Raw genomic sequence first — 25,729 nt, 5'->3', positions numbered from 1 at the left:
ACGCCCATCCGAAAATGGGCGCAGCGTGTTATTTACCGCTGTAGATATTCTGATCACCAAAGTGTTTTTTCTGGATGGCTACATAGCTGCCATCCTCATGCAGTGCCTTGATGCCTTTGTTTATCAGGGCCTTGAGATCGGCGTTGCCTTGGGCGAGACCTACCGCGGTTTTCGCGGGCAACAGTTCATGCTCGACTGCTTTACTTACCTCAAAATTCGCCCCTTGCGGCGACTTCAAGAAGCCCATTTCGGCTTGCAACATATTCTGGATCGAGGCATCGAGACGGCCGGTCACCAAGTCCGAATAGACCTGATCCTGGTTTGCATAGGCTTGGGTTTTGACCCCGGCCTTGTTCAGTACGGCTTTTGCATAAGCTTCCTCGGTGGTGCCTTGCTCATAACCAACCGTCTTGCCGACGAGCGTCCTGATATCTTCGGTCAGGCCGGAGCCTTTCTTGAAAACGAAGGAGGTAGGAACGGAGAACAGTTCATCGGAGAAATCGATGACTTTTTCTCGCGAGGATGTCACGGTCATGGCGGAGATCACGCCGTCGAATTTGTTGGCTTTCAGGCCGGGAATCATGCCGTCAAAATCACTCTCGACCCATTTGCACTTCACTTTCAATTCCGCACAAATCGCATTGCCTAAGTCGATATCGAAGCCCACCAGGCTACCGTCGGCAGCTTTGGACTCGAAAGGGGCGTAAGAGGGGTCAACGCCGAACCGCAACTCCTTGTACTCCTTGGCCGAGGCAAAGCTGCCAGCCACACACAACGCCAGTACAGAGAGGGTCAAAATAGATTTTTTCATTGTTTTTATTCCTAAGGACCAAAGAGCGCTTGAGCGCACGGATGCGGTACGGAGCTCGTGTGTGTCGCTATGGGAGTGGTACACAGAGCCCATTTTTTGGTTTAAGCGTGTCGAGGTGACGGATCGACTTTACCGCGTAAATACATACTTGTACATACAGGCATAGCCAATCAAGCAACCATTTATCTGCTCGGATGTGCATGGGTGGAAGAAGGGCTGGAAACGCTGAGGGGAGGGGGTGATCAGTTTCGTTTTTTCCGGTCACTACGGGCGTAGGGCCTGGGTCTATTGTGATGTATGAATCAGAAAGCGACCGACGCCCTTTGGAAGCGGCGCTGGTCAAGCTTTACGGCAGATGTGTCGAAGAGTCAGACGTCTCTGTGCGCTGCGTTCATGGGTAGGCGGCTACCCAAGCGATAGCGGGAGGAGGGGTGGACGAGCCGCACAAAGGTGACAATTTTGTTTTGGCTCCAAGTCCGGCGTATGAGGGCCAGGCAAGGTTCGGTTGCATCAATTTGCAGATGCTTACTCTCCTCGGCGCTGGGGTGGCAGGCCTCTACGATATGTTCCATTTCGTCGGGCTTGATCACTTGCAGAAGGTATTTGGCCGGTTGCAGGTGTTCGCCGAATTTTTGTTTCAGGAACTCTGGCACCAGCTCGGGATTGACGTAACGATCCTCAAGCTGCACTGGCACGTCTTCTTCGCTGTGCGCACAAACCAGATGAAAAACCGAAGAGCCCGTGGGTAGGCCCAGGGCGGAAGCGACTGACATCGATGCGGATTCGCGTCCCAGGTGCAGGACGCGACAGCCGTAACTATGACCCCGAGCGAGAATCTCGTCAGCGATGTTGGTGATGCGCAACAGGTTCGATTGCGGCTTGCTTTCGGCTACGAATGTTCCAACACCTGAAATCCGCACCAATAGACCTTCTTCGGTCAGCTCGCGCAGGGCTCGATTGACGGTCATGCGCGAGATGCCCAGCTCTTGCACCAACTGGTTCTCTGAGTAGATCAGGTCGCCAGGTTTCCAAACGCCCGCTCGAAGTTGGTCCAGCACAAAATCCTTCGCGCGTCGGTAGAGCGCTTGTGGTGCATTTTTGATCATCAGTCGGTCCGTGTCTCTTGTGCGGCAAGGACTCTTGCCAAGGAATGGAGGAAAAGATCGTTATCCTCACAGCTTCCTATGGATACCCGCAAGTACTGAGTATATCCCGCTTCGCGCCAAGGCTTGATGATGACCCCTTCGCGCAGTAATGCCTGGTTGATGATTTCGGCAGGATAAGGGGTGCTGAAAAAGAGGAAGTTGGCCATGGAGGGGGCAGTTGTGATGCCTTGCTCTTGCAGTGCGATCTCCAGTCGTCGGCGTTCGCTGGCGACGTGGGAGAGGCCGGCATTCAGATGATTTTCATCGGCCAGCGCGGCGACCGCAGCGGCTTGGGCCACTCGGTTTACGTTGAAGGGGGTGCGCAGGCGATTGATCAAATCGGCCAGTAGCGGGTCGCTGACAATGCCATAGCCGATGCGTAAACCTGCCAATGAATAGGCCTTGGAGAAGGTTCGAAGCAGGATAAACGGCTTGCCGCTGGCCTGGATCAAGCCGAGGCAGTCTGGGTACTCAGGCTCCCATTGGGCGTATTCGTAATAGGCTTCGTCAAACACCAGCAAGCACTTCGGAGGTAATGCATCAAGCAATTGCTTCAATTCGATTGCGCTCAAGGTGCAGCCAACCGGATTGGAGGGGCAGGAAAACATCAGCACATGGGTATGCGGTGTAAGGGCGGAAATCATCGCCGCCACGTCAAAAGTGCCTTGGTCGGTCATGGGGACACCGATTACCCGAGCGCCGGCTGCCACTGGAAAAATGAAATGCAAGCCGAAGGAGGGCACCACGGTAACCACTTCATCATCATGGTCCAGAAACACTCGACTGATGACACTCAGCAAATCCTCAGAACCGTTGCCGAACACGAAGCGATCTTCCGGAACATCAAGTTTTTCCGAGAGTGCGGAGCGCAGTGCCTGGCAGCCAGAGTCGGGGTACAGCGCAATCTCATGGCAGGCTTGGGTGGTCGCGGCGTTGACAGCGGGGGCGGTGCCCATTGGGTTTTCATTGCTGCCCAATTTAGCGACGCGTGTCAGACCGAAGCGTTTGCGCACTGCATCAGCGGCGAGGCCGGCGTTGTAACTGGCCAATTCGCGTACTTCAGCGCGAGCAAGCAGGGTCAGGTCGTTGGCGTTCATACAAGGCTAACCTCTCGGGAATTTTGCTGGAAGGTATTGCGATCTGGATGGTGCCGCAGGGGACGCTGCGGGCTCGGCAGTTCAGCGCTTTGAAGGATTTCGTGCGGGAGGCTGTAGTGGAAGAGTGTCGCCAATTCGGCGATCCGGCCTGCGAGGCTCATCCCTTCGGTAGTCGCGGCAGTCATCGGGTGCAGTTTTTTCATTGATTACCTCTTAGGTGCAGGGCCACAAGGAAGTGTTGCTGTATGATCCTGTATATATAGGTAACGCAATGTTCAGGCCAAGCCTTATCTTTTCTGTTGATCGCTGCTCGTAAACGCCTTCCAGGCCAGGGGGTGCTCACATGAATATTTGTTCAGGTGTAACTGAAGGTTGCATCGGAGTGTTTCCGCTGTCTCATTGATGAGTCGAAAGGAAGCGCATGGTAGGCCTTTCTGCGGACAGTATTTTGGACAGAAGCAGTGCTCGATCCACTTCGGATCAGGGGTCTGAAGGGAATCCTTGTCTAACAGGCACGGTAAATGCTTAGTCCTGTATATACAGTCTCATCGATCAGGCTTGTAGACCGATTTCCGATCTGCTGTGACACGCTCGGTCGAGTCGATGGCTAAAAGTGGCGCCTGCTATAGGCGCTTTCATAATCCGCTTAGAGAGAGTCCCCCATGACGGTTAGCAATTTGCCCTTTTCAAAAGTCCGCCACAGCCAAGGCCTAGTGTTTTTATCCGGTGAACTGCCGTTCAATGAGGACGGCAGCTTCCCGGCGGGTATCGAGGCACAAACGCGCCTGACGTTGATGCGCATTGCTCAAACATTGGAAGCTGAGTCACTGTCGTTGGATGACGTGGTGAGCGTCACGGTGTACTTGACCGAGCGGAGTAACTTCGCCGAGTTCAACCGGATTTATGCTTCGTTTTTCACGGCCAATTTGCCTGTTCGCGCTACCGTCTGTGCCGGCCTCGTGGTGGATGCGTTGGTTGAAATCAGTGTCATCGCGCAGCAGCGTGCTTGAGTTGGAGGCAGCGTGAACGACAAACAAGTAGTAGTACTGGGCGCCGGCATCGTCGGTATAAGCACGGCCCTGCATCTGCAACGCCGGGGCTGTGCGGTGACCTTGGTAGACAAGGGGCCGCCCGGGCGCGAGACGTCATACGGTAATGCCGGGATCATCCAGCGCGAGGCCGTTGAACCGTACGGGTTCCCAAGGGACCTGGCGAGCCTGATGAGAGTGGTGACCAAGCGCGATATCGGCGTCAACTATCATCTGCGCGCGATGCCGGAGTACATGCCTACGCTGACCAGGTATTGGGCCAACTCAGCGCCAAGGCATTACCGAGCTATTGCGGACGCCTTTCGGACCTTGGTCGAGCATTCAATCAGCGAGCACTCCGAGTTGATCGAGCAAAGCGAGGCCCAACACCTGATCGTGCGCAAAGGTTGGATTCAAGCTTTTCGAACCCCGGAAAAATATGAAAAGGCGATGGAGAGCGCCCAGCGTGTGAGTGCGCACGGTGTATTGTCGCAAGCGTTGGACGGCGCCGGGCTCAGGCTCGCAGAACCCGCTTTGGGTGAAGCTCTCGTTGGGGGGATTCACTGGCTTCAACCTTGGACCTGTGTTGATCCGGGTGAGCTGGTGCAACGCTATGCCGAGCTCTTCTTGCGTGAGGGCGGACAGTTTGAACGCGGCGATGCCCGTTCATTGCGCCAAGCGGGAGCCGGCTGGCGAGTCTCCACCGAGTCCGGGCCGGTCGAAGCATCACAGGTCGTCGTGGCGCTTGGTCCTTGGGCCCAAGAGTTGCTGAGGCCCATGGGTTACCGCATCCCGTTGTTTATCAAGCGTGGTTATCACGCCCATTTCGCCAACGGGGCAAACTTGAGTCGCCCGGTGCTTGATACCGAGCAAGGCTACATGTTGGCGCCGATGAAGCGTGGTGTGCGTCTATCAACGGGGGCCGAATTCGCCCGTCTCGATGCGCCTCTGACCCCAGTGCAGCTAGGGAAGGCCGAAAGCGCGGCCCGACAACTCTTGGCATTGGGATCTCAGGTTGAGCGGACGCCATGGAGCGGTGCGCGACCTTGTACCGTTGATATGAAACCGGTCATTGGTGCCGCGCCGTCGCATAAGGGGCTCTGGTTCAACTTCGGCCATGCTCATCAAGGATTTACGCTAGGTCCGGTCAGTGGCCGGCTGCTTGCGGAATTAATGATGGGAGAAACACCAGTGGTCGAGCCGGCACCCTTCGCTCCTGGGCGTTTCTGAATTGACGATGCGTCGGCCTTCTCGTCCCTCCTCTTGAGAGGAGGGCAGGCATTATCTGAAAGAAAAATGACGACCGAGTTGTCTCGTTTCCACGTCGTGTGAGCAACGTTAACGGCACTTGCCGCGGGCGCTTTTACCCATGGGCGCCCACGTTCCATCTGCCTGCCCAGGAATACTCATGAACATCAAACAGAAACTCACGTGGGCGTTTGCCGCTATCGCCTGCGCGCCAGTCATATTAGTCGCAATGGTTGTCGTACTGAACTTGCGTAGCGCAGCGCAAGCCAGTTTCCTGGACAGCAGTGGCCGCGAAATCAGGCAGATTGACCGCGGGATGCGGCAGTTTTTCGACAGCATCCGCCAAAACGTCGAATACCTTGCCAAAGACCCTCGGATCGCCAACGTTCAGGGATTGAAGAACTATACGGCCGCTGACGCCCTGCAAACGCCTGTGACGAAGGTCGATCGACAGATCCAGGTGGTATTCGACAGTTTCGCAGAAACCCACCCAACCACGGCTTCCATTTCCCTTGGACTCAATGACGGAGGTTTTGCAGGTTGGCCCGATGACCAGACAATGGCCAGCTACGACCCACGGGTGCGACCTTGGTACAAGGCGGCCATGGAAGCCGCACGAGGCTCAACCGTACGGACGGGCGCGTATTACTGGGCACCCGATGACATGGTGCTGGTCAGCACGGTCCGCACGATCAATGACGCGAGCGGCGCCCCGGTGGGCGTCGTTGGCGTGGACGTATCGCTCAAGCAACTGACTGAATTGGTCAAAGCCATCAAGTTGGGCAAGAGTGGTTACCTGATGTTGGTCGAGGCCAATGGCAATGTCTTGGTCGATCCCGCAAATGCCAAAAACAATTTCAAGCCGTTAGGTGAGCTAGGACCCGGCTATGCCGAATTGGCCAAAAGCGCTGATGGGGTGACTCAAGTCGAGATCGATGGTGTGCCATACATGGTCAACGTCCTGAGTTCCGATGGCCTGGGATGGCGTTTCATTGGCCTGATCAAGCGTGATGAAGTGATGGCCGACGCCATGAGCCTGACCTGGTTGATTGCAGCCATCGCTGTTGCATTGGCGGTGGTGTTCGCCATCGTTGGTGCTGGTTTTGCCAGCATGATCGTGCGCCCGATTCGTGGCGTGGCTGATGGGTTGCAAGAGATTGCCGAAGGTGAAGGTGACCTTACACGTCAACTCCAGGTACGGGGCAAGGACGAAACTGCCAACCTGGCCGGTTGGTTCAATCAGTTTCTAAGCATGATCGCTCAGTTGGTGAAGCGTATTGGCAATGCGTCGTCCGATCTGCAAGTCGCTGCCGCTGACACCAACGAAGTCGCCAATAACATGAACCTGGCTGCCGGCCGCCAACGTGAGGCGGTGGAATTGGTAAGCACCGCTTTCAATGAAATGCTCGCCACTGCCAATGAGGTCGCACGTTCCTGCAGTGCCGCGGCGTCGAGTGCTGATGAAGGCTACCGCGACGTGCACGATGGCCAGAAGCAAATCAGCGAAGCCACCGGCAGCGTGCTTAAGCTCAGTGAGGAGCTGCAGGTATCGACCCAGACCATGCATCTGCTCGAGCAAGACAGCAATAACATCAATGCGATTCTCGACACCATTCGCTCGATTGCCGAGCAGACCAACTTGCTGGCGCTCAACGCCGCCATCGAAGCCGCCCGTGCGGGTGATCAAGGGCGTGGCTTTGCAGTGGTCGCGGATGAAGTTCGCGCCCTGGCTCGTCGCACCTCCGACTCTACCGGCGAAATAGACAGCCTACTGGGTAACCTCGCTCGCCGCACCCAGGAAGTCACCCAGCAGATGCAAGGCAGCCTGCAAGCGTCCCAGGCTAGCGTGCAGCGGATCCAGCGGGCCCGCGACAGCTTCGACAAGATCCGCGCTTCAGTGGACTCGATTCGCGACCAGAACACCCAGATCGCCACGGCGGCAGAGGAGCAGCATCAAGTGGCGGAGGAGATCAATCGGCACATCGCACAGATCCACGCCGATGCGCAGATGGTAGAGGAGTTCGCGCATTCAGCCCATGCCGGATCGGGGCGAATGACGGCCATTTCTGGCCAGCTTCAAGGATTGGTCGGGCGCTTCAAGTTTTAGTCCGTACGAACAATGGACGCTCAATTGTCGATTAGAGGGTAAGCCCCATGAGCGTTGAGCTCAGAGAAAAAACAGTGAAAGCCGCCGTCCCTGGCGGTCCCGTCCAGCGGGCCATTCAAACAGGCTGATCAACGCGGGAAGGCCTGCGCTCCGAATCATGATTAGACCTGTCAGGTCGCCAGACCGTGTGCTGCATTCCGTTCGGGGTCGTCAGTACTTCCACTGCACAGCGATTTCCAGACTGCGCGGCTCGCCCACGTAATACTGGGTGTTGCTCTGGTGGATGAAACGGGCATAGACCTCGTCGGTCAGGTTGCGCAGGCGCGCGCTGACCTGTACGTGCTTGTCCAGATCGTGGGTCATGGACAAACCATAGACAGCGTACGAGGGCACCCAGGTCGTATTGGCGGTGTTGGCGTAGACCGACGACACATAGCGCACGTCGGCCCCGAGCTGCCAGTCAGGAGCCACGTCATAGGTCAGCCAGAGATTGGCTACGCGGTCGGGAATGTTCACCGGATTCTTGCCTTTGCGCGAGAACACAACACCTGCGATGGTTTCATTGAACTCGTCGTACTCAGCCCTTACCCAACTGAAGTTACCGGCCGCCAATAGCTTGGGCGTGATCTTGAATGAGGCGGCCAGCTCTATGCCGGTGGAGGTTTGTTGACCCGCTTGTTCGGTGGTGTTGGGCACCGTCGAGGAGGGGACGGAGATGTTCTTGCGCACGATGCGGTAGGCCGCGGCGGTGGCCGAGCCGCGACCGTCGAGAAAATCGAACTTGCTGCCCACCTCGAATTGGCGACCGGTGCTCAAGTCGAAGTCGCTCACCTGGGCAATGGAGGCGCCGGTAAGCGTCCCTCCCGGCGGTTCGGCCGAGGTACTGTATTGGGTATAAAGGCTGACATTCGACGTCAGGTCGTACACCAGGCCCAGGCGTCCCGTGATTGCATCCCAACGCTTGTCGAGCCTGGCCTGCGCCGCATGATCGACTACCTCGAAATCGATATGGTCATAACGCAGCGCAGTGATCAGTGCCAGTTGCTCGGTCAGGCGCGTGCGGTTCTCGACGAACGCCGAAGAAGTATCAGTCCAAGTGCTGCGACCTTTACTGCGCGGTGCATCCATCCCCGGAATGTCCAGGAAGTGGCCCGGCTCGAAGCCATCTGGATCGATGGTGTCGAAGGCGCCTTTGGACAACGGGTAGTTGGTTTGCTGGTTGGTGTTGAAATCCACGCCCAGCGCCCAATCGCTGGCCAGGCCGAACAGCTGAGCCTGGTGAGTCAACTCGATTCGGTCACCGTTGACCTCCTGGTCGTGCCGCTGGCGGTAACCGCCGGAGCGGGCGATGGCGCTGTTGTCGCTGTTGTAGCGGTAGACCTCAAGGTTGCGGTAATCGCGCTGGCCATCGTAGTGGTAGAAGGTATTGCGCAACTGGGTATTGTCGTCCAGCTGGTAGTCCGTGATCGAGCGTATCCAGCGGGTGCGCTGCTCGTAGCGACCGTCCTCGACGTTGTAGTTGTTGAAGCGGTTGTGCTTGTCGATCTGCAGCTTGCCGGTCAGCGGTTGCAGTACCGGCGTGCCCCAGTAAGGACTGTCTTCCTTCTCTTCCAGGTATTCGATCGCCAGCGTATGGGAGAGTCGGTCGTTGATGTCGCTGAGCAGCGAGAAGGCCAGGTTGCCCGCACCGTTCTCCTGGCGATCTACGTAGCCGTTGCTGCTGGTGCGGCTGTAGTCGAGGCGCGCATAGTGGCGCGGGCCATCGCCGCTGTTGAGCGCTTTATTGAAGCCGACCGCGGTTTCCCAGGTGTCGTAGCGACCGTAGCTCATTCGGCCCTCGAAGGTATCTTCCTCACGGTTGGCAAGCTTGGTGATCACGTTCAGGCTGCCCCCCACGGCACCGCTGCCGTTGAGGAACGAGGAAGGGCCGCCGAGCAACTCCACCCGGTCATAAATCCAGGCGCCGACCGGACGGGCCGCGCCACCGTATTGCAGATTGATGCCGTTGAACAGCTGGCTGATCTGGGCACCGTTGAAACCACGGTACGACACATAGCCTCCCCAGCCGGGTGGCGCAGAAGCGTTAACCCCAGGCAGGGCGTTCGCCGCGTCTTGAAAGTTGCGTGCGCCGATACGTTCCATCGTCTTGCGATCGGCCACGCTTACAGAGGCGGGATTTTCCCGGGCACTGAGATTCAGGCGCGAGCCGCTTTCGATGGGAGTATCCAGGTCCAGGCGGGTGGCCGGTTTCGGCTGGTCGGCCGAGGCGTTGATGTAGCTGTTGGGTAAGTTCAGGGCAGTGTCTTGCGCCCACGCGCAGGTGCTGCCCGCGAGCAGCGCCAAAGTAGTCAAGCGAAACATGAAGAGCTTCCTGGCTTAATTCAATGAGCACACACCGGCCGCGCGTCATGCAGCGGCGGGTGGTGAAGAGGTCAGAGCGCGGGAAGCGGGGCGGGGGAGGCGCGAGGATTGATCAGGGGCCAGCGCTGCCTGGGTAGGCAACGGGTCGGTTGTGCGGGCAAGGGCCAGGCTGGCTCGCTGGCAAGCAGGGCGAGCAGCCCGAAAAACGCTGCCAGCAGGATCGCACCGAACAGGCTTGCAATGACGCAATCACCGACGACGGGCAGCGAAGGGGCGGGCACATCCTGCAGGCCCTCGAATATTGCCCCGCCGTCAGTAGAGCAAAACAGTCCGCCGTCCAAACCGCTCAATCGCAAGCCGGCCATTTGTCCATGGCCCATCGCGCACAGCAACGAACCGAACAGGATGCTGAAGTACAGCACCCAGGCAATCATCGATTTTTCGCGGCTGGCCAGCTTCATCAGCAAAGCTCGTTGAGAAGGAACGGTTTATCGGCGAGCGGATTTTACATTTTTTGATCCGTCAGTGAGCTTTTAAACAGTTCGACATACAGGCAACAGCCTTGCTGTCCGGTCTGTCATCGGTATAAAAACCGTCTCGATTCGGCATCTTTACATCCACCAAGGTCGATGCTTCCACGGTCGCGTTGGCGTCCAGCAGCTTGTTCATGTGCAGGATGTAGCCGGTCACTGCATAGACTTGTTCGTTGGACAATGACTGTGGCGCCTGGAAGGGCATGGCTCTGCGAATGTAGTCGAAAAGCGTCGTTGCATAGGGCCAATAGCTGCCGACTGTCTTGAGCGGTTTGTCAGTAGTCAGGGTTCCTTCGCCGCCCGCCAACGCAGGACCGACGCCGCCCTCGAGTTTCACCCCATGACAGCTGACGCAACTGTTCATGTAGACCTTTTCCCCGTCCGCCACCGTTGCGCGCCCTGGAGGCAAAGCCTTGCCGTCGGGCGCCACGTCGATGTTCCAACTGGCGATCTGCGCTTCGGTAGCCTTGGTGCCCAAACCGTATTGGGATTGTGCCGAGGCGTGGGTCAGCGCAAAGGCGCACAGCAAGCCGATGAAAAACGAACCTCCTTTAAGCCCGTCCATTGGTCACCTCCCCACTGCTGGACACGCGCCACGGTTGCACGGAGTTGTTGTGGTAGAAAGAGACCTTGCCGCGTTCATCGATCAGCTGTTCCAGCATCGGCTGTACATAGCCGGTCTCGTCGATGGCGCGGCTCATGATCATCAACTCTTGGCCGTTCCATTCGAAAGGCGCCCTGAAGGCGGTCAGCGCCTTGGTCAGAATGGGCTCCTGTAACCTGGCTTGCGTCCAGGTATTGCCGCCATCGACGGAGACATCGACACGGGTGATTTTGCCGTGGCCGCTCCAGGCGATGCCACGCATCTCATGCAGGCCCTTGCGTGTCAGTTTCTGGGTGCCGGAAGGGTAGGTCACCAGTGATTTGCATTCCATGACAAAGGAAAACTTCCGAGCTTTACCATCGGCCATTAAGTCGGTGTATTTGGCGGTTTCTTCCCGGCTGTAGGCGGGCGCATCGGTGATGTGCAGTCGGCGCAGCCATTTGATGTGGGTGTTGCCCTCGTAGCCGGGGACAAACAGGCGCAGCGGGTAGCCCTGTTCCGGCCTTAGACGCTCGCCGTTCTGGCTGTAGACGACCATCACATCGTCCAGGCATTTCTCGATGGGAATGCTGCGCGTCATTGCGGCGCCGTCTGCCCCTTCGGCAATGATCCACTTGGCTTGGGGCTTGAGCCCGGCTTCATCCAGCAGGGTCTTCAGGGTAACGCCAGTCCATTCAGCGCAACTCACCAGGCCGCTCACTTCCGCTGCGGTTTTACCCCAGGGAGGAAGAAACGATGGGTTGCCCGAACACTCCATGAAGTGCACGCGTGACACAGCGGGGAACTGGCGTATCTCGTCCACGGTAAAGATCAAGGCAGTTTCGGTGAGGCCGTGAATCGCCAACCGATGTTGCGCCGGATCGATTTGTGGGACGCCCGCGTGATGACGCTCATAGAACAGGCCGTTCGGGGTAATGATGCCGTCCAGCTCCTGAAGTGGCGAGGTGCTGTAGGCGGACATCGTGTCCTTCAGGCCGGGATACAGATTCCTGACGGCTTTGGTTTCGAACGTTGAAGGTTTGCCATAAGGGCTTGCCGTCGGGGCGCCAAGACTGCGGGTCCATTGCGGGACTTCAAGGGGCTGGCTCGGACCAAGCGGGGCGATGTTGGTCGTCTCTGCGTTGACCAGGTCGCTATCACCCAGCGCAAAGGCAGCAGTGCCGATAACGGCCCCGCTTTTAATCAAGAAATCCCGGCGAGCCAAAGCTGTTTGAAGCGTGTCTTGCTGGGCGGGGACCATGGATTTTTTTGTCATTGTTGTTCCCTCTGGTTCTTTGTCGGGATGGACCCAACGGCAAGTCTATAGACCGATCGGTCGGTCTGTAGTCAGACTAGTACGAAAAACGCGGGGGGTCCAGTCGCAAGGACAACCATCGGTGATGGCGCGTGAATGAGGAGGAGGTCGAGGGAGGCGGCGCATTTGAAGCGCCGCTGATGACAGTCAAGCCAGGGGTGGCTCAACCTTCAGTCCGGGCAGGAGGGTGTCGCAGAAAAACGTCGCGATGGATTCCGGCGAGCGTGGGCCTCCGGGTTTGATCCACAAGTAGCTGTAGTGATGAATACCAAGGATAGCCTTCACGGCCAACGAGTCCGATGTGCGGAAGGTCCCCTCGCTCACGCCAGTCTTGAGGATGTGCGACCAGAGCTTTTCATACTGTCGGTGCAGGTCGAGCAACTCGGTCTGGCGCTCGCCAATGACCGAATACACTTCCCGGAAACACACCGTCATTTCGGCCAGGTGGGTGACAATCGTGCGCATCACGATGGCCGAGAACTGGCGAAATTTATCTTCCGCAGCCAAATCGCTCTCGCACAGAGGCGTGCCTTCTGCGATGAGCACCCGCAGATACCGGCTGGTGATTTCGAACAGCAGTTCTTCCTTGCTGCCGATGTGGTAATACAGCGCGCCGCGAGCCAGGCCAGTGGCTTTTTCCAACTCAGCCATGCCGGTCGCGTGAAACCCGCGCGTCGAAAACAACTGCGCGGCGATTTTCAGTATTCGCTCCTTGGTGCTTGTTTCAGCAGGTTCGGCAGCGACGACGGCTTTCTTTTTTCCCATGGGTCGATTCCAACCGGTTGAGCTTCAATCATACCCATGCGTGCGCGCTGAAGGATACAGACGGGAGAAGCTCATCCCAAGGTCGCAGGAAGATAGTTGTATTGACCGATCGGTACAGAGGCGTTTAACGTATTTTCAAGGGCGCGGTGGCGTCGAGCGTTCTGAGAGCCTGCCTGGGCATTGGGATCGACCATGACAATAAGCAACTCCGTAACGAAGGCGTCCAGCTCGTCAGCTTCGGCAAGATTGATCGCGATGATCTGTTTCGCCATGCTCGCCTTTGCCGCGAACTCGCTGCTGTGCCGCCTGGCGCTTAAGCACACCAACATCGATGCCGCGAGTTTCAGCGTGGTCCGGCTGGCCAGCGGGGCCTTGGTGTTATGGCTGATATGTGCCTTGAGACGGTCCTCCAGCACGATCAAAGGCAGTTGGAAGGGCGCCGCAGCCTTGTTCGTTTACGTCTTCGCTTTTTCCTTCGCGTACCGTCATTTGGAGACCGGGACGGGGGCGCTGCTGTTGTTTGGCGCGGTTCAACTGAGCATGGTTCTGTACGGCGTGTTCAAAGGCGAGCGGATGCACACGTTGGCAGTCGTTGGGTTTGTGCTGGCGATTGTTGGCTTGGTTAGCCTGCTGCTTCCAGGTGCCGCAGCACCTGACCCCGTTAGCGCACTCACGATGCTGTTATCGGGGGTGGCATGGGGGATCTACTCACTGCTTGGCAAAACTGTCGCCGATCCGCTGACCACCACAACCGGCAACTTCTTGCGCTCGATTCCCCTGGTCTTGATGGCAAGCGTGCCGTTTCTCTCAGCGCTGCGTTGGGATCCGCAGGGGATACTTTATGCGGTGCTTTCCGGTGCGCTGGCGTCAGGCGTCGGCTACGCGGTCTGGTACGTCGCGGTGCGTTATCTTGCAGCGTTTCAAGCCGCGACGGTGCAGCTAAGCGTGCCCATCCTGGCTTCGCTGGCGGGCATCGTTTTTCTGGGGGAAAGCCTGAGCGTAAGGATGGTGTTGGCATCCATTGCTGTACTGGGCGGCGTTGCGTTGGTGCTGGGTGGCAAGCATGGCAGAGCCACAGGCAGCTAGAGGCTCCGCTCTCTCAATCATGTGCGCCTGGGCGTGCCTGAGTTTGTTCGCTCAACCACTCAAGGACTAGACTGGTGCCGCCCAGTCATAAGGCCCGTCAACCCATGCTCCTCGTCCCGTCAGATACCGCCGAACAGACAAAGCTCACCCTCGAGGTGGTGCTGCGCTATCACATGGCCTGGAAGCACCGCGACCTGGAGGCGATACTTGCGCTCTATCACCCGCAAGTGCAATACAACGATTTTTTCCAGAACCGCAGCATGGGGCTGACCGAGCTGCGCGCCTACATCACCGGCACGTTGCCGCGCCATCCCGATGAGTATCTTGAGCACAATGACCGCATCCGCGCTGACGGCTGCACGGCATTCATCCAGTACCAGACCGCTCTGAAGGGCAGTGGCGAGCGGGTGGTTTTTCGCACCAGCGAAGCGATCACCGTATGTGAGGGTCAGATCCTGCGTGTCAACGAATACGCGTCACTCGTGCGCGACGGCGAGCCCCACGCCGGGCTTCGCGCCCCCGCCATCAGTAAGCTAGGGCTCTCGGCGCGCCAGCTGAGCTTCATGGCGCGAGACTTGGCCGATTATTTTACCCGCCAGCAGCCATTCCTGGACCCTGACCTGGATCTTGCACGGATCGCCAGCGCCACCGGGTACAGCCGTAATCAGTTGTCTTACTTATTGAATCAAGTGCTCGGGCAAAGCTTCTATCGCTACGTGACTCAGGCTCGCTTGGCCTACCTCCTTGAACGCCTCGCCAGTTACGACGAAAACGCACCCATCGATGCCCTCGCAGTGGCTGCCGGATTCAATTCCACCTCGGCGTTCTACAAGGCTTTCCGCAGCCATACCGGCTGCACACCAAAAGCCTGGTTGAAGGCCAATTGCGCGCGTACCCGCAGATAACACAGGCCCCTTCGCTGCGCATTAAGCTCTGTCGGCAATCAAACGATGGAGCAGGTAATGGCTGGTTGGGGTGGTGTGAGTTTGTGGATGGAGCAAGTCGACGAGGCGCTGACGCCGCGTCCGGCGTTGCATCAGGATCTGCGAGCCGATGTGGTGATCATCGGTGCCGGCTACAGCGGCCTTTGGACGGCCTATTACCTCAAGCAGCAAGCACCGCACCTGGACATCGTCATAGTTGAAGCACAGATTGCCGGTTTCGGCGCCTCCGGCCGCAATGGCGGCTGGTTGATGGGGAATCTGCTCGGCGAAGACCGACTCCTGGGGCCCTTGCCCGCCGCCCAACGTCATGCAGGATATCAACTGCTGCACGGAATTCCCGATGAAGTGGCGCGGGTGTGCCATGTCGAAAGCATCGATTGCGAACTGCGTAAAGGTGGCGTGCTGTACTGCGCGGCGCGGTATCCCGAGCAAGAACGGCGCCTGCGCGAACAACTCGCTGCCGCCCGTGCGCAAGGCCTGGGTGAAGACGATTATCGCTGGCTGAGCCCTCAGGCTTTGCGCGAACAATTGAATGTGGCCCAGGCGTACGGCGCCCTGTATTCACCTCACTGCGCGACCCTTCAACCTGCCCGGTTGGTACGGGGGCTAGCCAAAGTCGTGGAGCGCATGGGGGTGCGTATTTTCGAGCAAAGCGCTGTGCTCGACTGGACGGCAGGCCAAGTTCGAACCGAGCACGGTCGGGTGAGCGCCGATTGGGTGGTGCCGGCCGTCGAGGGGTATGCCAGTGCCTTGCCCCCGCTGAACAAATATCAACTGGCCGCGCAGAGCCTGATCGTTGCGACTGAGCCGCTCTCGGCCGACGTATGGGCCCAAATCGGACTCAACCGTGGCCAGGCTTTCAGCGAAAACAGCCGACAAGTCACCTACGGTCAGCGCAGCCGCGATGACCGCTTGGTATTTGGTGCCCGCGGTGGCTATCGCTTTGGAGGTCGCCTGCGCAGTGACTTCAACCTCAGTCAGGCCGAACGTGAGTTGCGCCAGTACCTGTTCAGCGAGCTATTTCCGATGTTGCGCAATGTTCGCCTGACTCACGCCTGGGGCGGCAACCTGGGTGTCGCCCGGCATTTTCACCCGCACATGCTGGCCGACCGTCGCCAGAAGATCGCACTCGCCGGTGGCTATGGCGGTGAAGGCGTAGGCGCCAGCAACCTGGGTGGCCGTACCGTGGCCGCGCTGATTCTTGGTCAGGACAACGAACTGACACGCCAGCCTTGGGTGTGGGCCGACCGTCCGCTGGCCTCGTTGCCACGCTGGGAGCCAGAGCCCCTGCGCTGGCTGGGTTACAACGCCATTATCCAGAGCTTTGTTCACGAGGATCGGATATTGGCCAACCTCCATGTACCGCGCTGGCGTCGCCGGATGGCCGAGGGTCTGGCGGGTTGCATGGAACGATTGATGAAGTCCAAGGAGCCGTTCGCATGAAGATCGATCATTTTCGCGACACCCCACACTTGCCTCTCGGGGAATCGAGCGCTGTTGGCGTACCGCTGGGTGAGCCGGTTTCACAGGTTGCCACGACAAGCGTTGAACGCGATGACGGCGTCGAAGCCGGCGTGTGGGAATGCACCCCCGGCCGCTGGCGGCGCCAGATCGTGCAACAGGAGTTCTGCCATTTCATCCAGGGGCGCTGCACCTTCACCCCGGATGGCGGTGAGGTCCTTCATATCCAGGCCGGCGACGCATTGATGTTGCCTGCGAACACCACGGGAGTCTGGGATATACAAGAAACCGTTCGCAAAAGCTACGTGCTGATTTTCTGAACTGCCTTCACCCATAACGTAAAGAACAAAGGTTGAGGTCTCGTATGTTGAAGTCGATCGTTCCGCTACTGTTGATCGCGTCCACCGCTCAGGCGGCAGACACCGTCAGGATCTACAACTGGAGCAGTTACATTGCCCCAGATACCCTGCAAAACTTTACCAGCCATACCGGGCACCCGACTCAGTATGACGTGTACGACAGCAACGAGGTCCTCGACGCCAAACTGATGGCCGGCCGTTCCGGGTATGACGTGGTGTTTCCCTCCAACCACTTCATGGCCCGGCAGATCAAGGCCGGTGCGCTGAAACCGCTGGACCGTAGCAAGCTGCCGAACTGGCAGAACCTCAACCCGACGCTGATGAAAGTTCTGGAGGCCAACGATCCGGGCAACCGATACGGTTTCCCGTACCTGTGGGGCAGCACCGGCATCGGCTACAACGTCGCCAAGGTCAAGGCAGTCCTGGGCGATGTACCGATAGACTCATGGGACATCATCTTCAAGCCGGAGAACATGAAAAAACTCGCCCGATGCGGCGTAGCCATGCTCGACAACGGCCCCGAGATCCTTCCCATCGCCTTGAACTACCTGGGGCTTGGGCATCACAGCAAGGACAAGGCCGACTACGAGAAGGCCCAGGCCCTGCTACTCAAAGTGCGGCCCTATGTGAATTACTTCCACAACTCCAAGTACACCAGCGATCTTGCAACGGGAGACGTGTGTCTGGTCGTCGGGTTCTCTGGCGACGTGATGCAGGCGGCCGCCAGAGCCAATGAGGCCGGCAATGGCCAACAGATTGCCTACGCCATCCCCAAGGAAGGCTCACCCATGTGGTTCGACATGGTCGCCATGCCCGCCGATTCTCCGAATGAAGCTGCCGGTTACGCGTTTCTGAATTACCTGCTGGACCCCAACGTCATGGCTGACATCAGCAACCACGTGCACTATGCCAACGGCAATGCTGCCGCTGAAGGCATGGTCGACAAGGCCATTCTCAACGACCCGATGGTGTATCCGCCTGAAAGCGTGATGAAGAAACTCTTCGTTCTGGAAGCGATGCCGCTAGAGACCGACCGGCTGCGCACGCGTGTTTGGAGTCGGGTTAAAAACGGGCAATAAAGTCAATCGCCGATGATGCGGGCAGCCCGGATCATCGGCGGCAGGTCCGCGGTGCGAAAGCATGCCTCACACGGGCACCATGATTTCTGGCGGCGGAGTGTGTTGGCAATGGCTTGCGGTGGGGTGAGCCTCAGCGGTTCATTTAAGAAATGCATTCTGTTGACCAGCGATTGTTTCTACGCCCGGCTCGGAAATATTCGTTTCTTTAAGTGGGACTTCACCTACCGAAAGCGCACGCTCGATGAGTAATTCGCTGCCCTTGTTTTTCAATAAGGTCTGCAGCCGCTGGAATTCGCCGCACCAGATGGTTTCAATGTCGCGATCCCGCGCCTTGTCGCGATCGCTGCCGAGGGCTATGGCGCGAACCTGCAGACGGCCATTATCGGCTTTGCCACCCACTTCCACTCCGTACCCGGGGGTAGCGGCCTTGCGCAGCACGACCTTGCCGGTTTCTGCCCAGGCAGTCGCCATGCCTTCGCGCACTTCGTAGCCGAGGCTGGCCAAGCCGCCGAGCACGGCTTCGCGGCGGGCGAGGGCGGCCTGGTCCTGTAAGTGGGAAGCGATAAGCGTTTTACACTGCTCGATCAGTCCGGTCATTACCGAGAGCTCGGTGTCGGTTGCACAAGCGCCAATATGACCAAGCAAGGTCGCGTGTTCGATGCCTGTGTAGGTTTTGACTTCGCTGGCCAGATCCTGCATTTGTTCGAGACACTCGCGCTGTCTCTGGAAGTTTCGGGTGGCAGCGGCGAGGTCGAGTACTAGGCTGTCGAGCAGCAGGTTGCGCCGCTTGGCATCGGCTTCCGTTTCAGCGCGTTCCAGTGCCAGGAGGAACGGCGCGGCACACTCAGCGCCTTGCAGCAGTTGCAGCTCCACGATGTGGCGGTCAATGCGTAGCAACCGTACGTCGCGCGTTGCATCCGGCTCCCGGGCCGCAATCCATTCGCGCAGGGAAAGCTCGGGTTCGTCGAGCTTGAGTTGCTGCGCGAGGACGCGTTGGGTATCGCTTAGGGTTGGCTCCTCGTTTGCCTTGCTCAAGTGGCCGAAACCCTCGGCCAGCAGACGTTCGGCATCTTCACGACTGGCACCGCTGGCCAATCGGGAGAGGGATTCCAGCAAGGCCTGATCGACGCTTTCGGGGTTGGCTTGCAAAGCGTCAAGCAGGGTTTCTGCGTTTTCCTGGACGCGTCGGTCGCGTTGGCGTCGTTCGGCAGCGCGAATGATTGCGCGCTCTTCGCGGTCCTCCAAGTCACGGTGTAGGTGCTCGATCTCCACTGGAACGGCCTTCTGCAGTTCTGCCAATCGGTCTTCTGCCAGCAGAGCGCGAAGGCGAGTGTGTCGCTCCAAGAAGGCGGAGCGCTCCTGTTCACTGAGTTCGCCAAGCCTTGTGGCCTGTGTCTGCCAGCGGTCCACGGCGCGTTCCAGGCGTTGCAGGTGGCCTTCACAAATGGCGATGATTTCTTCGCGGGTAACAATGCGAACGACCTTGGGACCACTCATTGGCAGATTTCCGTATCAACTGAAGTAGGGCTGGGTTGCAGCGGCTGCTCGGCTTGCATGGCGTGTTCGATTGCTTCACGCAGCCGTGAGCGTTCGCTGTCGCCGCTGTGATACCAAGCTTGCGACGACACACGATGGATGTGCGGGATGGCGCGGTGCAGCACGGATGGGCGCCAAATTTCTCGGGCGCGGGCACGTTCCAGCAGATTATGGCAAGGCGCATCGCACTCGATGCCGATTGCGTAAAGGCCCGTGCCTGGATTCTCGATGGCGAAGTCGAGACCGAAAGCGTCGCCTTCACTGGCGGGAGCGGCCTGCCATCCCAGGGAATGAATGAATTCACCGACCAGCCTGACAAAGCCGTCGCGTTGCTGACCTTGCTCACGATGCTGGCTGCTGCGGTCGGTCTGCAGGCGCTCCAGCAACTTGGTACTGCTGCTGAACTCGCCCGAGGAGAGCGCGCGAGCATATTCCAGATAGCCTTGCAGATAGTCTCGCGGGCTGTTGGGGGCACGGTGCGTGTTGAGCATGTCGGAGATGTCGGCGATCGGCATCGACGTGATCATCACCACCTTGCGCCGGGCGCGAGTCACCGCCACGTTCAGGCGTCGTTCGCCACCCGTCTGCCCCAGTACACCGAAGCTGCGGCGGAATGTGCCTTGGCTGTTGCGACCGAAGGTGGAGGAGAAGACGATGATGTCGCGTTCATCCCCCTGCACGTTCTCCACGTTCTTGACGAACACCGACATGTCCTCGCCGTCTTCGCTGCGCTCGCGCTCCTGGGTGTAGGCGGCGCGGAACAGTTCATCCTGCTCTGCCCGCTGCTCCAAGTGCTCCTCGATGAGGTCGGCCTGCTTGCGGTTGAAGGTGACGACACCCACCGAGGGTCGCTGGTCGTAGGGCTCCTGCCACAATTCGTTCAGGTACTCGACGACCCGTTCGGCTTCCTGGGCGTTGCTCTGGTTTTGATACAGCCCACCGACCTGGATCAGCTCCAGCGGCTTGATGCGCTGGATGCTCGCTTGCGGGTGTCGGACCGGAACGTTCAGGCGATTGCCATAGAACGAGGCGTTGGAAAAGCCGATCAGTTCACGGTAGGCCGAGCGGTAGTGGATCTGCAATGTCGTGCTGGGCAGGGCGTTGCGCGCTAGTTGCAGCAGGTCGGGGCAATCCTTGATCTCGCGACGATTCCAAGTGTCTTCGAACGCTTCGCGCTGTTCCTCATCCGCGTCTTCATCAGGTTCGTCGCCATCAAACACTTCGGCTTCGTCGCTTTCGATGCGACTGGAAAAGAATGCCGTCGGCGGCATTTGCTTCTCATCGCCGCTGACCACAGTGATCTGCCCGCGGAACAGGGTCGGCAGGGCGAACTCAACCGGCATCTGTGAGGCTTCGTCGTAGATAACGGTATCGAACAGGCCTGCCTTGAGCGGCAGCACACGGCTGGCGACGTCCGGGTTCATCAGCCACACCGGGCGCAGGCTCATCAGGCCTAAGTGACTGCCCAGTTCAATGAATTCGCGCAGGCGTCGTGAGCGTTTGCCAGTCAGACGAGTGACATCCTCCCATTGTTTGCGATTACCCAGGTGATCAAGGTTGATGGCTTTGGCCAGCAGCTCGCGATTGAGCAGCCGCATCTGCGCATCGGCTTGCGCGAGGCTGGTGACTTTGGCGCGGGCTTCGTCCTGGCTGAACAGCAGTTCGGGATTGGTTTGCTCGACGCGGTGTTTCCAACCCAGTCGAGCTTCGCGGTTGAGCAGGCGCCGCACCGCGGCTTCAAGTTGCTCGGGCGCGATGTTGTCCAACTGTTCCTGGCGTTGGCGCAGCAATGCGAGCAGCTCCAGGTCGGCTGCTGTCAACTGAGCAGCGCGCCCGCGGAATGCCTGGTAGGCGGCCAGGAAGGGCAGTGCTTCATGCAGCCGATCAAGAGACAGTTGATTGCTCAGATTGTGCTCGATGGCATGCTGCAGCTGCTGCACCAGTTCTTCGCCCAGCCAGTCGCCGAGTACCTTGAGTTGCTCGAGGCTGGATTGGCGAACGCCATGGCGCATCAGCGAAGCATCGAGATCGCTGAGCAGAGCCTCGAGATGCTGCTTGTCGCCGGCGAGGGCGGCCTCATCGGCCTGCCGGGCGCGAGGCGATTGCGCCAACGCCACGGCCAGCGACTGGATTTCCAGGAGGTGGCGGATGTCGCTCTTCACGAAGCTGATCAATTCCAGGCAGGCTTGCCTACTCACAGGTTCCAGTTCCAACGCCTGGTGCAAGGTACTCAGCTCGGCGCGCAATGGTCGCCATTGGCTTTCAAGGCGGATGGCTGCCTGCAGGGTGGGTAGTGCTTCAATAACACGGCTTTCCCCCTGGTCCTGAAGGAAGTTGCGCAGTCGCTTGCGCCGCAGCAGATGCAGCGGATTGATATTCGCCAGCCAGGACCGGGTAGCCATAACCTTGGTACAGTCTTGATCCAGATGCCTGAGGGCCTTGTTTTCGAGCAGGCAGAGGGCCGGTGACAAGGCGGGGGCGTAGTGGTCCTGATCCAATTGGCCAAGTTGCTGATCCAGTTGCTGTAGTTCACCGAGAATCGACTCTCCCCGTGGAGGTTGGCCCGCTTCGCGGCTGCGGAAAAGCGGTAGCCACCGCGCAAGGCGCAGACGTTGCTCTTGCTTCAGGTCGAGCAGGGCTGCGACATGGGCCGCTATCCAGTTACGGTACGGCGCCGGGTCGTCGATTTCGAAGCTGGCAGGGTGTGCTTGCAGCGTGGCCTGACGGTTGTGTTCGGCTTGGGTGAAACTGTGCAGATTGTCGGTGAAAGCCTGCAAAGTCGCCCGGTCGGCGGCGAACGACTGTAACTGGGCCAATGGACTGCCTTCGTAGCGTGCGGGCAACCACAGGCGAATCAGAGGGGCGCAGCTTTCCTCCAAACGGGTCAGGCTAGCGAGGTCCAGGGAGGCCAGGCGTTGGCGCAGGGCCGGAAACTCGAGCGGGGCCGGGCCGGATTCCAATTCAATCAACTCGCCGAGCAGCCTGCGATAACTGAGGCCGGTATTTTCATCCAGGCGATGCAGACTCTGGTGGAAGCGGTCGAGCTCGCCCTCCAGGGCCTCGATGCGGGCCGCGACCTGTTCGCGCTGGCGCTGCCAGCCCTGCGCCTGGCTGCCGTTCGTGAACAGGCTTTCCAGTTGTTCGCGAATATTGCGGATGACGGGCTCGCGGTCGCGGTTGACGTCATTGAGCATGACGATGCGTTGGCCAAGGCCTTCGGCGACCAGGCGTTTGTACACCACTTCAAGCGCCGCATGTTTCTGGCAGACGATAAGCAAGCTGCGCTGGCGGCCGATGGCGTCGGCGACCATGTTGACGATGGTCTGGCTCTTGCCGGTTCCGGGCGGCCCCTCGACCAGCAGTCCCGGGCTTTGTCGGGCCTGGATCACGGCCGCTTCCTGGGAGGGATCGCTGGCCACGGTGAAGTAACGTTGCAGCTCGCCTGGCGGTGCCTCGTGCGCGGTTTCGTCGGCAGTCTTGAGGCGCAACGCCGTTTCCAGGCCGGTACCGGCGGGCGACAGGGTTTTCAGTTGGCGCAGGTCTTCACCGATGGCTTGTCCCATGAAGGTCACGTGAAACAGCACCGCCGCGCAGTCCAGTTCGTCTTGGTAGGGCGCGATCTCCACGGTGCTGGCGGGTAGGTTGCCAAGGGCCCGTGAGCGAATGGTGGCAAGCATGCCGAAGGCATCCATCACATCCGCTGCACGAATTGACGAGCGGCCCAGCAGTTCATCGACGGTCTTGCGCCATCGTTTGCAGGTTTCGGCGCCGAGCACGCTTTCCAACGCAGGGTTGAGCCGCACTTCCTCACGCTCACTGTCAAACGCCAAGGCGGCGTGACCACGAGCACCCAACTCCAGCAGCAGCTTCACTGGCCACAACAGCAGTGGGATGATCCGCGTACGCGTGGTGCCGCGAGGGTCGCGATTGAGCAGGAAAGGGAAGCCCAGGTACAGGCCGTCGATGCCGGTGTCGCGTTTGTACAGCGCGCTTTGCCGGTACAGGGCATGCAGACGCGATTCCAACTGGCCGTTGAGCTGAAAGCTCTCTGGGTCGAGGTTCACTGCCCGGGCATTACGTTGCAGCAGGTGATCGAGCAAAGCCGCGGCCGGACTGCGCTCGCTGTTCAGTTCATTGATGTCGACCCGTGCGGTGGTCTTGCCGATGCTCATACGCACCAGTGGCCCGCGCATCACTGCGGTCACCACCTTCTTCTCGAAGAAGTCGAGGATCTGTGAGACGTACTGCTGTTTCTGTGGTTCCAGCCAATGACTGGACGGGATGGCGAGCAACACCAGTGCCTGGGCCAACGGCATACGTCGCTCCAGGCGGAACTGCTCGGCCCATTCGTCCACTGCCGGCACGCCACAACGGGCAAAGCCTTGGATGCGTTCATCGACACTGCGGTACAGCTCAAGCCGCGAATGCAACAGCAGTTGGGTCGCCGCTTCGGCGTCGAACCAACCGACATCGGCAGCCCTGGCCAGCTCGGCGGCGGCCTCTACTATTGAGGCCCCCGAACGGAACTGACTGATCGCCGCGCTGAGCAGCACAATCAGATCTTCTTCGGCGATCACCCGACGCTCCGACAGTGAGGTCAGTCCTGAATGGTCGGTGTCTGGAAACAGGCGTTGGCGCTCTTGCCATTGCGTGGACAGCTTGGCTCGCGAGGTCGATAGCAGGAATACCCGCAGTTCCTCTTCCACCAACTCGATGTGTTGGTGCAGGGCACGCTGACGTACGTTTTCGGCGCGGGATTTGAGACGCGACAGCCAGTTGTCGGTCTGCAATTGCTCAAGCAGGTCCGGGACCGACCCGCTGATCAGGCGATAGCCTTCCAGTGGGTGCTCCAGTAGCCATCCTGGTGTGACGATGTCGCCACGATGAATCAACGGGATTTCCGGATTGAGGATTCTCAGCGCCAACATCAGACGGAAGTCGTCCTCAATCCCCTCGTGCTGAACGACCTGACGCAAGCCGGCGACTAGAGAAGGGGCGAGACCGACCTGCTCGGCCCACGTCACGATCACACCGCGCAGCAAATGGTCCAGGGCCTGTTGCCAGTTATCCGCCTGGGCTGCCGCCAGGGCGAATACGCCGGGCTTGTGAAAGCGGCGCTCGCCCAGCCGTAGGGTCGCGCCTTCACCTTCGTCGGTTTGCTGGACGGAAGAGGCCGGAGCCTCGACCGCAACGCCGTTGAGCCAGCCTTCGACCTGCGGCCATTGCCAGCGCTGATGACGGTCGCGTGCCAGCAGACCTCGCAGCAGCAGGTTCAGACGCGGGTCGAGATCGTCGGGGATCGGCACGCCGTTGGCGAGCACGTGAATAAGAAATGCATTGGCATTGATGCCATCGAAGCAGGCGCCCTGGGTCAGTTGCTCGAGCAGGATCATGCCCAGGCTCCACCAGTCCGAGGCAGCCGCAACGCCGCCTGCGATGGCTTCGGGCGCCATGTAGCGACTGGTTTCCAGTGGCGATACGATGTCCAGGTCGAACTCGGACAGGCGTGCCGAGCCGAAGCCGCTGATGACCAGGTCCAGCGGTTCGCGGGAACGTACCAGCAGGCTGGCCGGGCGCAGGTCACGATGGCGCAGGCCGGCCTCGTTGAAAGCATGCAGCGCCAGGCCCAGTTCATTGACCACATGGTGCACGCTGTCGCTGTCGCGGATCACACTGCCAAGTTCTGCCAGGGTCCCGCCGGTGAGTTCTTCAATGACTTCATAGGCACGGTCATCCCAACGGCCGGTGGCAATGATTTCGGGGGCGTGCTCGCGTGGCAGTCGGCGGATCACATCATAGATCGCCGGGTCCGGTTCGGCGCCGGGTCGATACAGGGTCAGGACCGCCTGTTGTGCGGTTTCTTCGTGCTTGGCGAGGTATCGTTCTCGCACGCCGTCGGTGCTGCTGATCTGACGGATCAGGCGCCAACCATCGATCAGGGTCTGGGCGATGCCCTCTGGTTCGCTGCTGTCTGGTTGGGCGTCGTAGGACGTTGCTTGCGCAAGTGAGCTACCACATTCAAGGCACATCAGGTCGCCATCGACCATCGGGTGACCATTTTCGCAGAGCAGGTCAGGGACATTCCCCTGAGCCGGACTGACTGGCGGGAGGGTTTCCTCAGTGAAGACGGCTTGCGGCCGCCAGCCGGCGGCACGAATGGGTTCGCCAGCGAGGTCCCAGCCGCAGGGTTGTTCCTGAATGAGCCCTTCGCAGAACATTTCCTGGAGGGCGCGCTCGGTTTTGCAGTTAGGGCAGAAACGTATCATGGGGT

At 59.2% G+C, this 25,729-nt stretch carries 20 protein-coding genes and 1 pseudogene; 9 read left to right on the top strand and 12 right to left on the bottom strand.

What is annotated here, in order from left to right; genetic code table 11:
• Positions 1-28: 28 nt before the first annotated feature.
• The 4 genes from F7R20_RS02910 to F7R20_RS02895 form a co-directional block, all read right to left on the bottom strand.
• The gene (locus tag F7R20_RS02910; protein WP_039011357.1) at positions 29-811 is read right to left on the bottom strand and encodes a transporter substrate-binding domain-containing protein; all 783 of its coding nucleotides are present in this window, start codon (positions 809-811) and stop codon (positions 29-31) included.
• Between the two features lie 368 nt (positions 812-1,179).
• Positions 1,180-1,917: a histidine utilization repressor gene (gene hutC, locus F7R20_RS02905; RefSeq protein WP_039011359.1), complete on the bottom strand. Its 738-nt coding sequence runs from the start codon at positions 1,915-1,917 to the stop codon at positions 1,180-1,182.
• On the bottom strand, positions 1,917-3,053 hold the full coding sequence (locus F7R20_RS02900) for an aminotransferase class I/II-fold pyridoxal phosphate-dependent enzyme (protein ID WP_081352501.1): 1,137 nt from the start codon (positions 3,051-3,053) through the stop codon (positions 1,917-1,919). The genes hutC and F7R20_RS02900 overlap by 1 nt, the downstream gene beginning before the upstream one ends.
• Complete coding sequence (locus F7R20_RS02895) at positions 3,050-3,256, bottom strand: hypothetical protein (RefSeq protein WP_043042100.1); 207 nt, start codon at positions 3,254-3,256, stop codon at positions 3,050-3,052. The genes F7R20_RS02900 and F7R20_RS02895 overlap by 4 nt, the downstream gene beginning before the upstream one ends.
• A gap of 459 nt (positions 3,257-3,715) precedes the next feature.
• On the opposite strand from F7R20_RS02895, the gene F7R20_RS02890 reads away from it, so the two are divergent.
• From F7R20_RS02890 to F7R20_RS32225, 4 genes and pseudogenes are all read left to right on the top strand, one after another.
• Entirely contained in the window at positions 3,716-4,063 is a 348-nt protein-coding gene (locus F7R20_RS02890) for a RidA family protein (RefSeq protein WP_041020384.1), read from the top strand.
• A gap of 12 nt (positions 4,064-4,075) precedes the next feature.
• Complete coding sequence (locus tag F7R20_RS02885) at positions 4,076-5,311, top strand: NAD(P)/FAD-dependent oxidoreductase (protein ID WP_081352502.1); 1,236 nt, start codon at positions 4,076-4,078, stop codon at positions 5,309-5,311.
• Positions 5,312-5,450: 139 nt separating this feature from the next.
• Positions 5,451-6,572 (top strand): annotated as a pseudogene (locus F7R20_RS32230) (HAMP domain-containing protein); the annotation flags it as partial.
• Positions 6,573-6,581: 9 nt separating this feature from the next.
• On the top strand, positions 6,582-7,436 hold the full coding sequence (locus F7R20_RS32225; RefSeq protein ID WP_394351186.1) for a methyl-accepting chemotaxis protein: 855 nt from the start codon (positions 6,582-6,584) through the stop codon (positions 7,434-7,436).
• A 210-nt stretch (positions 7,437-7,646) separates the two neighbouring features.
• Here the strand turns inward: F7R20_RS32225 and F7R20_RS02875 are convergent, their stop codons facing one another.
• From F7R20_RS02875 to F7R20_RS31560, 6 genes are all read right to left on the bottom strand, one after another.
• Positions 7,647-9,797, bottom strand: a complete 2,151-nt coding sequence (locus F7R20_RS02875) for a TonB-dependent receptor (RefSeq protein WP_081352504.1) — start codon at positions 9,795-9,797, stop codon at positions 7,647-7,649.
• A gap of 71 nt (positions 9,798-9,868) precedes the next feature.
• Entirely contained in the window at positions 9,869-10,258 is a 390-nt protein-coding gene (locus tag F7R20_RS02870) for a DUF2946 family protein (protein WP_081352505.1), read from the bottom strand.
• Positions 10,259-10,319: 61 nt separating this feature from the next.
• Positions 10,320-10,895: a c-type cytochrome gene (locus F7R20_RS02865; RefSeq protein ID WP_027912464.1), complete on the bottom strand. Its 576-nt coding sequence runs from the start codon at positions 10,893-10,895 to the stop codon at positions 10,320-10,322.
• Complete coding sequence (soxC, locus tag F7R20_RS02860) at positions 10,882-12,189, bottom strand: sulfite dehydrogenase (RefSeq protein WP_232002320.1); 1,308 nt, start codon at positions 12,187-12,189, stop codon at positions 10,882-10,884. The genes F7R20_RS02865 and soxC overlap by 14 nt, the downstream gene beginning before the upstream one ends.
• Before the next feature lie 186 nt (positions 12,190-12,375).
• Positions 12,376-12,993 (bottom strand): TetR/AcrR family transcriptional regulator, encoded by a 618-nt coding sequence (locus tag F7R20_RS02855; protein WP_081352507.1) that lies wholly within the window; start codon positions 12,991-12,993, stop codon positions 12,376-12,378.
• Between the two features lie 71 nt (positions 12,994-13,064).
• Positions 13,065-13,265: a hypothetical protein gene (locus tag F7R20_RS31560; RefSeq protein WP_162276479.1), complete on the bottom strand. Its 201-nt coding sequence runs from the start codon at positions 13,263-13,265 to the stop codon at positions 13,065-13,067.
• On the opposite strand from F7R20_RS31560, the gene F7R20_RS02850 reads away from it, so the two are divergent.
• The 5 genes from F7R20_RS02850 (at position 13,249) to F7R20_RS02830 (ending at position 17,922) form a co-directional block, all read left to right on the top strand.
• Complete coding sequence (locus tag F7R20_RS02850; RefSeq protein ID WP_245224356.1) at positions 13,249-14,079, top strand: DMT family transporter; 831 nt, start codon at positions 13,249-13,251, stop codon at positions 14,077-14,079. The genes F7R20_RS31560 and F7R20_RS02850 overlap by 17 nt on opposite strands.
• Before the next feature lie 104 nt (positions 14,080-14,183).
• Positions 14,184-14,984: a helix-turn-helix domain-containing protein gene (locus tag F7R20_RS02845; protein WP_081352508.1), complete on the top strand. Its 801-nt coding sequence runs from the start codon at positions 14,184-14,186 to the stop codon at positions 14,982-14,984.
• A 57-nt stretch (positions 14,985-15,041) separates the two neighbouring features.
• Positions 15,042-16,466 (top strand): NAD(P)/FAD-dependent oxidoreductase, encoded by a 1,425-nt coding sequence (locus F7R20_RS02840; RefSeq protein ID WP_041020390.1) that lies wholly within the window; start codon positions 15,042-15,044, stop codon positions 16,464-16,466.
• Entirely contained in the window at positions 16,463-16,804 is a 342-nt protein-coding gene (locus tag F7R20_RS02835; protein ID WP_039011379.1) for a cupin domain-containing protein, read from the top strand. The genes F7R20_RS02840 and F7R20_RS02835 overlap by 4 nt, the downstream gene beginning before the upstream one ends.
• Positions 16,805-16,848: 44 nt before the next feature.
• Positions 16,849-17,922 carry a polyamine ABC transporter substrate-binding protein gene (locus tag F7R20_RS02830; protein WP_151180587.1) on the top strand — a complete coding sequence of 358 codons (1,074 nt, stop codon included), beginning with the start codon at positions 16,849-16,851 and terminating at the stop codon, positions 17,920-17,922.
• Between the two features lie 138 nt (positions 17,923-18,060).
• Here the strand turns inward: F7R20_RS02830 and F7R20_RS02825 are convergent, their stop codons facing one another.
• Together F7R20_RS02825 and F7R20_RS02820 are read right to left on the bottom strand one after the other, a co-directional pair.
• Positions 18,061-19,419, bottom strand: a complete 1,359-nt coding sequence (locus F7R20_RS02825) for a coiled-coil domain-containing protein (RefSeq protein WP_197675459.1) — start codon at positions 19,417-19,419, stop codon at positions 18,061-18,063.
• On the bottom strand, positions 19,416-25,724 hold the full coding sequence (locus F7R20_RS02820; protein ID WP_081352509.1) for an AAA domain-containing protein: 6,309 nt from the start codon (positions 25,722-25,724) through the stop codon (positions 19,416-19,418). The genes F7R20_RS02825 and F7R20_RS02820 overlap by 4 nt, the downstream gene beginning before the upstream one ends.
• Positions 25,725-25,729: the final 5 nt, after the last annotated feature.

It is taken from the genome of Pseudomonas brassicacearum subsp. brassicacearum (assembly GCF_008801605.1).
GTDB lineage: Bacteria > Pseudomonadota > Gammaproteobacteria > Pseudomonadales > Pseudomonadaceae > Aquipseudomonas > Aquipseudomonas brassicacearum.
The sequence above is the reverse complement of the archived record's forward strand: the minus strand, read 5'-3'. Positions and strand labels throughout refer to the sequence as shown.

Bases quoted from the DNA above. Each gene is read 5' to 3' on its own strand.
- F7R20_RS02910 (WP_039011357.1), bottom strand. From the start codon at position 811: ATGAAAAAATCTATTTTGACCCTCTCTGTACTGGCGTTGTGTGTGGCT.
- hutC (WP_039011359.1), bottom strand. From the start codon at position 1,917: ATGATCAAAAATGCACCACAAGCGCTCTACCGACGCGCGAAGGATTTT.
- F7R20_RS02900 (WP_081352501.1), bottom strand. From the start codon at position 3,053: ATGAACGCCAACGACCTGACCCTGCTTGCTCGCGCTGAAGTACGCGAA.
- F7R20_RS02895 (WP_043042100.1), bottom strand. From the start codon at position 3,256: ATGAAAAAACTGCACCCGATGACTGCCGCGACTACCGAAGGGATGAGC.
- F7R20_RS02890 (WP_041020384.1), top strand. From the start codon at position 3,716: ATGACGGTTAGCAATTTGCCCTTTTCAAAAGTCCGCCACAGCCAAGGC.
- F7R20_RS32225 (WP_394351186.1), top strand. From the start codon at position 6,582: ATGATCGCTCAGTTGGTGAAGCGTATTGGCAATGCGTCGTCCGATCTG.
- F7R20_RS02875 (WP_081352504.1), bottom strand. From the start codon at position 9,797: ATGTTTCGCTTGACTACTTTGGCGCTGCTCGCGGGCAGCACCTGCGCG.
- F7R20_RS02870 (WP_081352505.1), bottom strand. From the start codon at position 10,258: ATGAAGCTGGCCAGCCGCGAAAAATCGATGATTGCCTGGGTGCTGTAC.
- F7R20_RS02865 (WP_027912464.1), bottom strand. From the start codon at position 10,895: ATGGACGGGCTTAAAGGAGGTTCGTTTTTCATCGGCTTGCTGTGCGCC.
- soxC (WP_232002320.1), bottom strand. From the start codon at position 12,189: ATGACAAAAAAATCCATGGTCCCCGCCCAGCAAGACACGCTTCAAACA.
- F7R20_RS02855 (WP_081352507.1), bottom strand. From the start codon at position 12,993: ATGGGAAAAAAGAAAGCCGTCGTCGCTGCCGAACCTGCTGAAACAAGC.
- F7R20_RS02850 (WP_245224356.1), top strand. From the start codon at position 13,249: ATGATCTGTTTCGCCATGCTCGCCTTTGCCGCGAACTCGCTGCTGTGC.
- F7R20_RS31560 (WP_162276479.1), bottom strand. From the start codon at position 13,265: ATGGCGAAACAGATCATCGCGATCAATCTTGCCGAAGCTGACGAGCTG.
- F7R20_RS02845 (WP_081352508.1), top strand. From the start codon at position 14,184: ATGCTCCTCGTCCCGTCAGATACCGCCGAACAGACAAAGCTCACCCTC.
- F7R20_RS02840 (WP_041020390.1), top strand. From the start codon at position 15,042: ATGGCTGGTTGGGGTGGTGTGAGTTTGTGGATGGAGCAAGTCGACGAG.
- F7R20_RS02835 (WP_039011379.1), top strand. From the start codon at position 16,463: ATGAAGATCGATCATTTTCGCGACACCCCACACTTGCCTCTCGGGGAA.
- F7R20_RS02830 (WP_151180587.1), top strand. From the start codon at position 16,849: ATGTTGAAGTCGATCGTTCCGCTACTGTTGATCGCGTCCACCGCTCAG.
- F7R20_RS02825 (WP_197675459.1), bottom strand. From the start codon at position 19,419: ATGAGTGGTCCCAAGGTCGTTCGCATTGTTACCCGCGAAGAAATCATC.
- F7R20_RS02820 (WP_081352509.1), bottom strand. From the start codon at position 25,724: ATGATACGTTTCTGCCCTAACTGCAAAACCGAGCGCGCCCTCCAGGAA.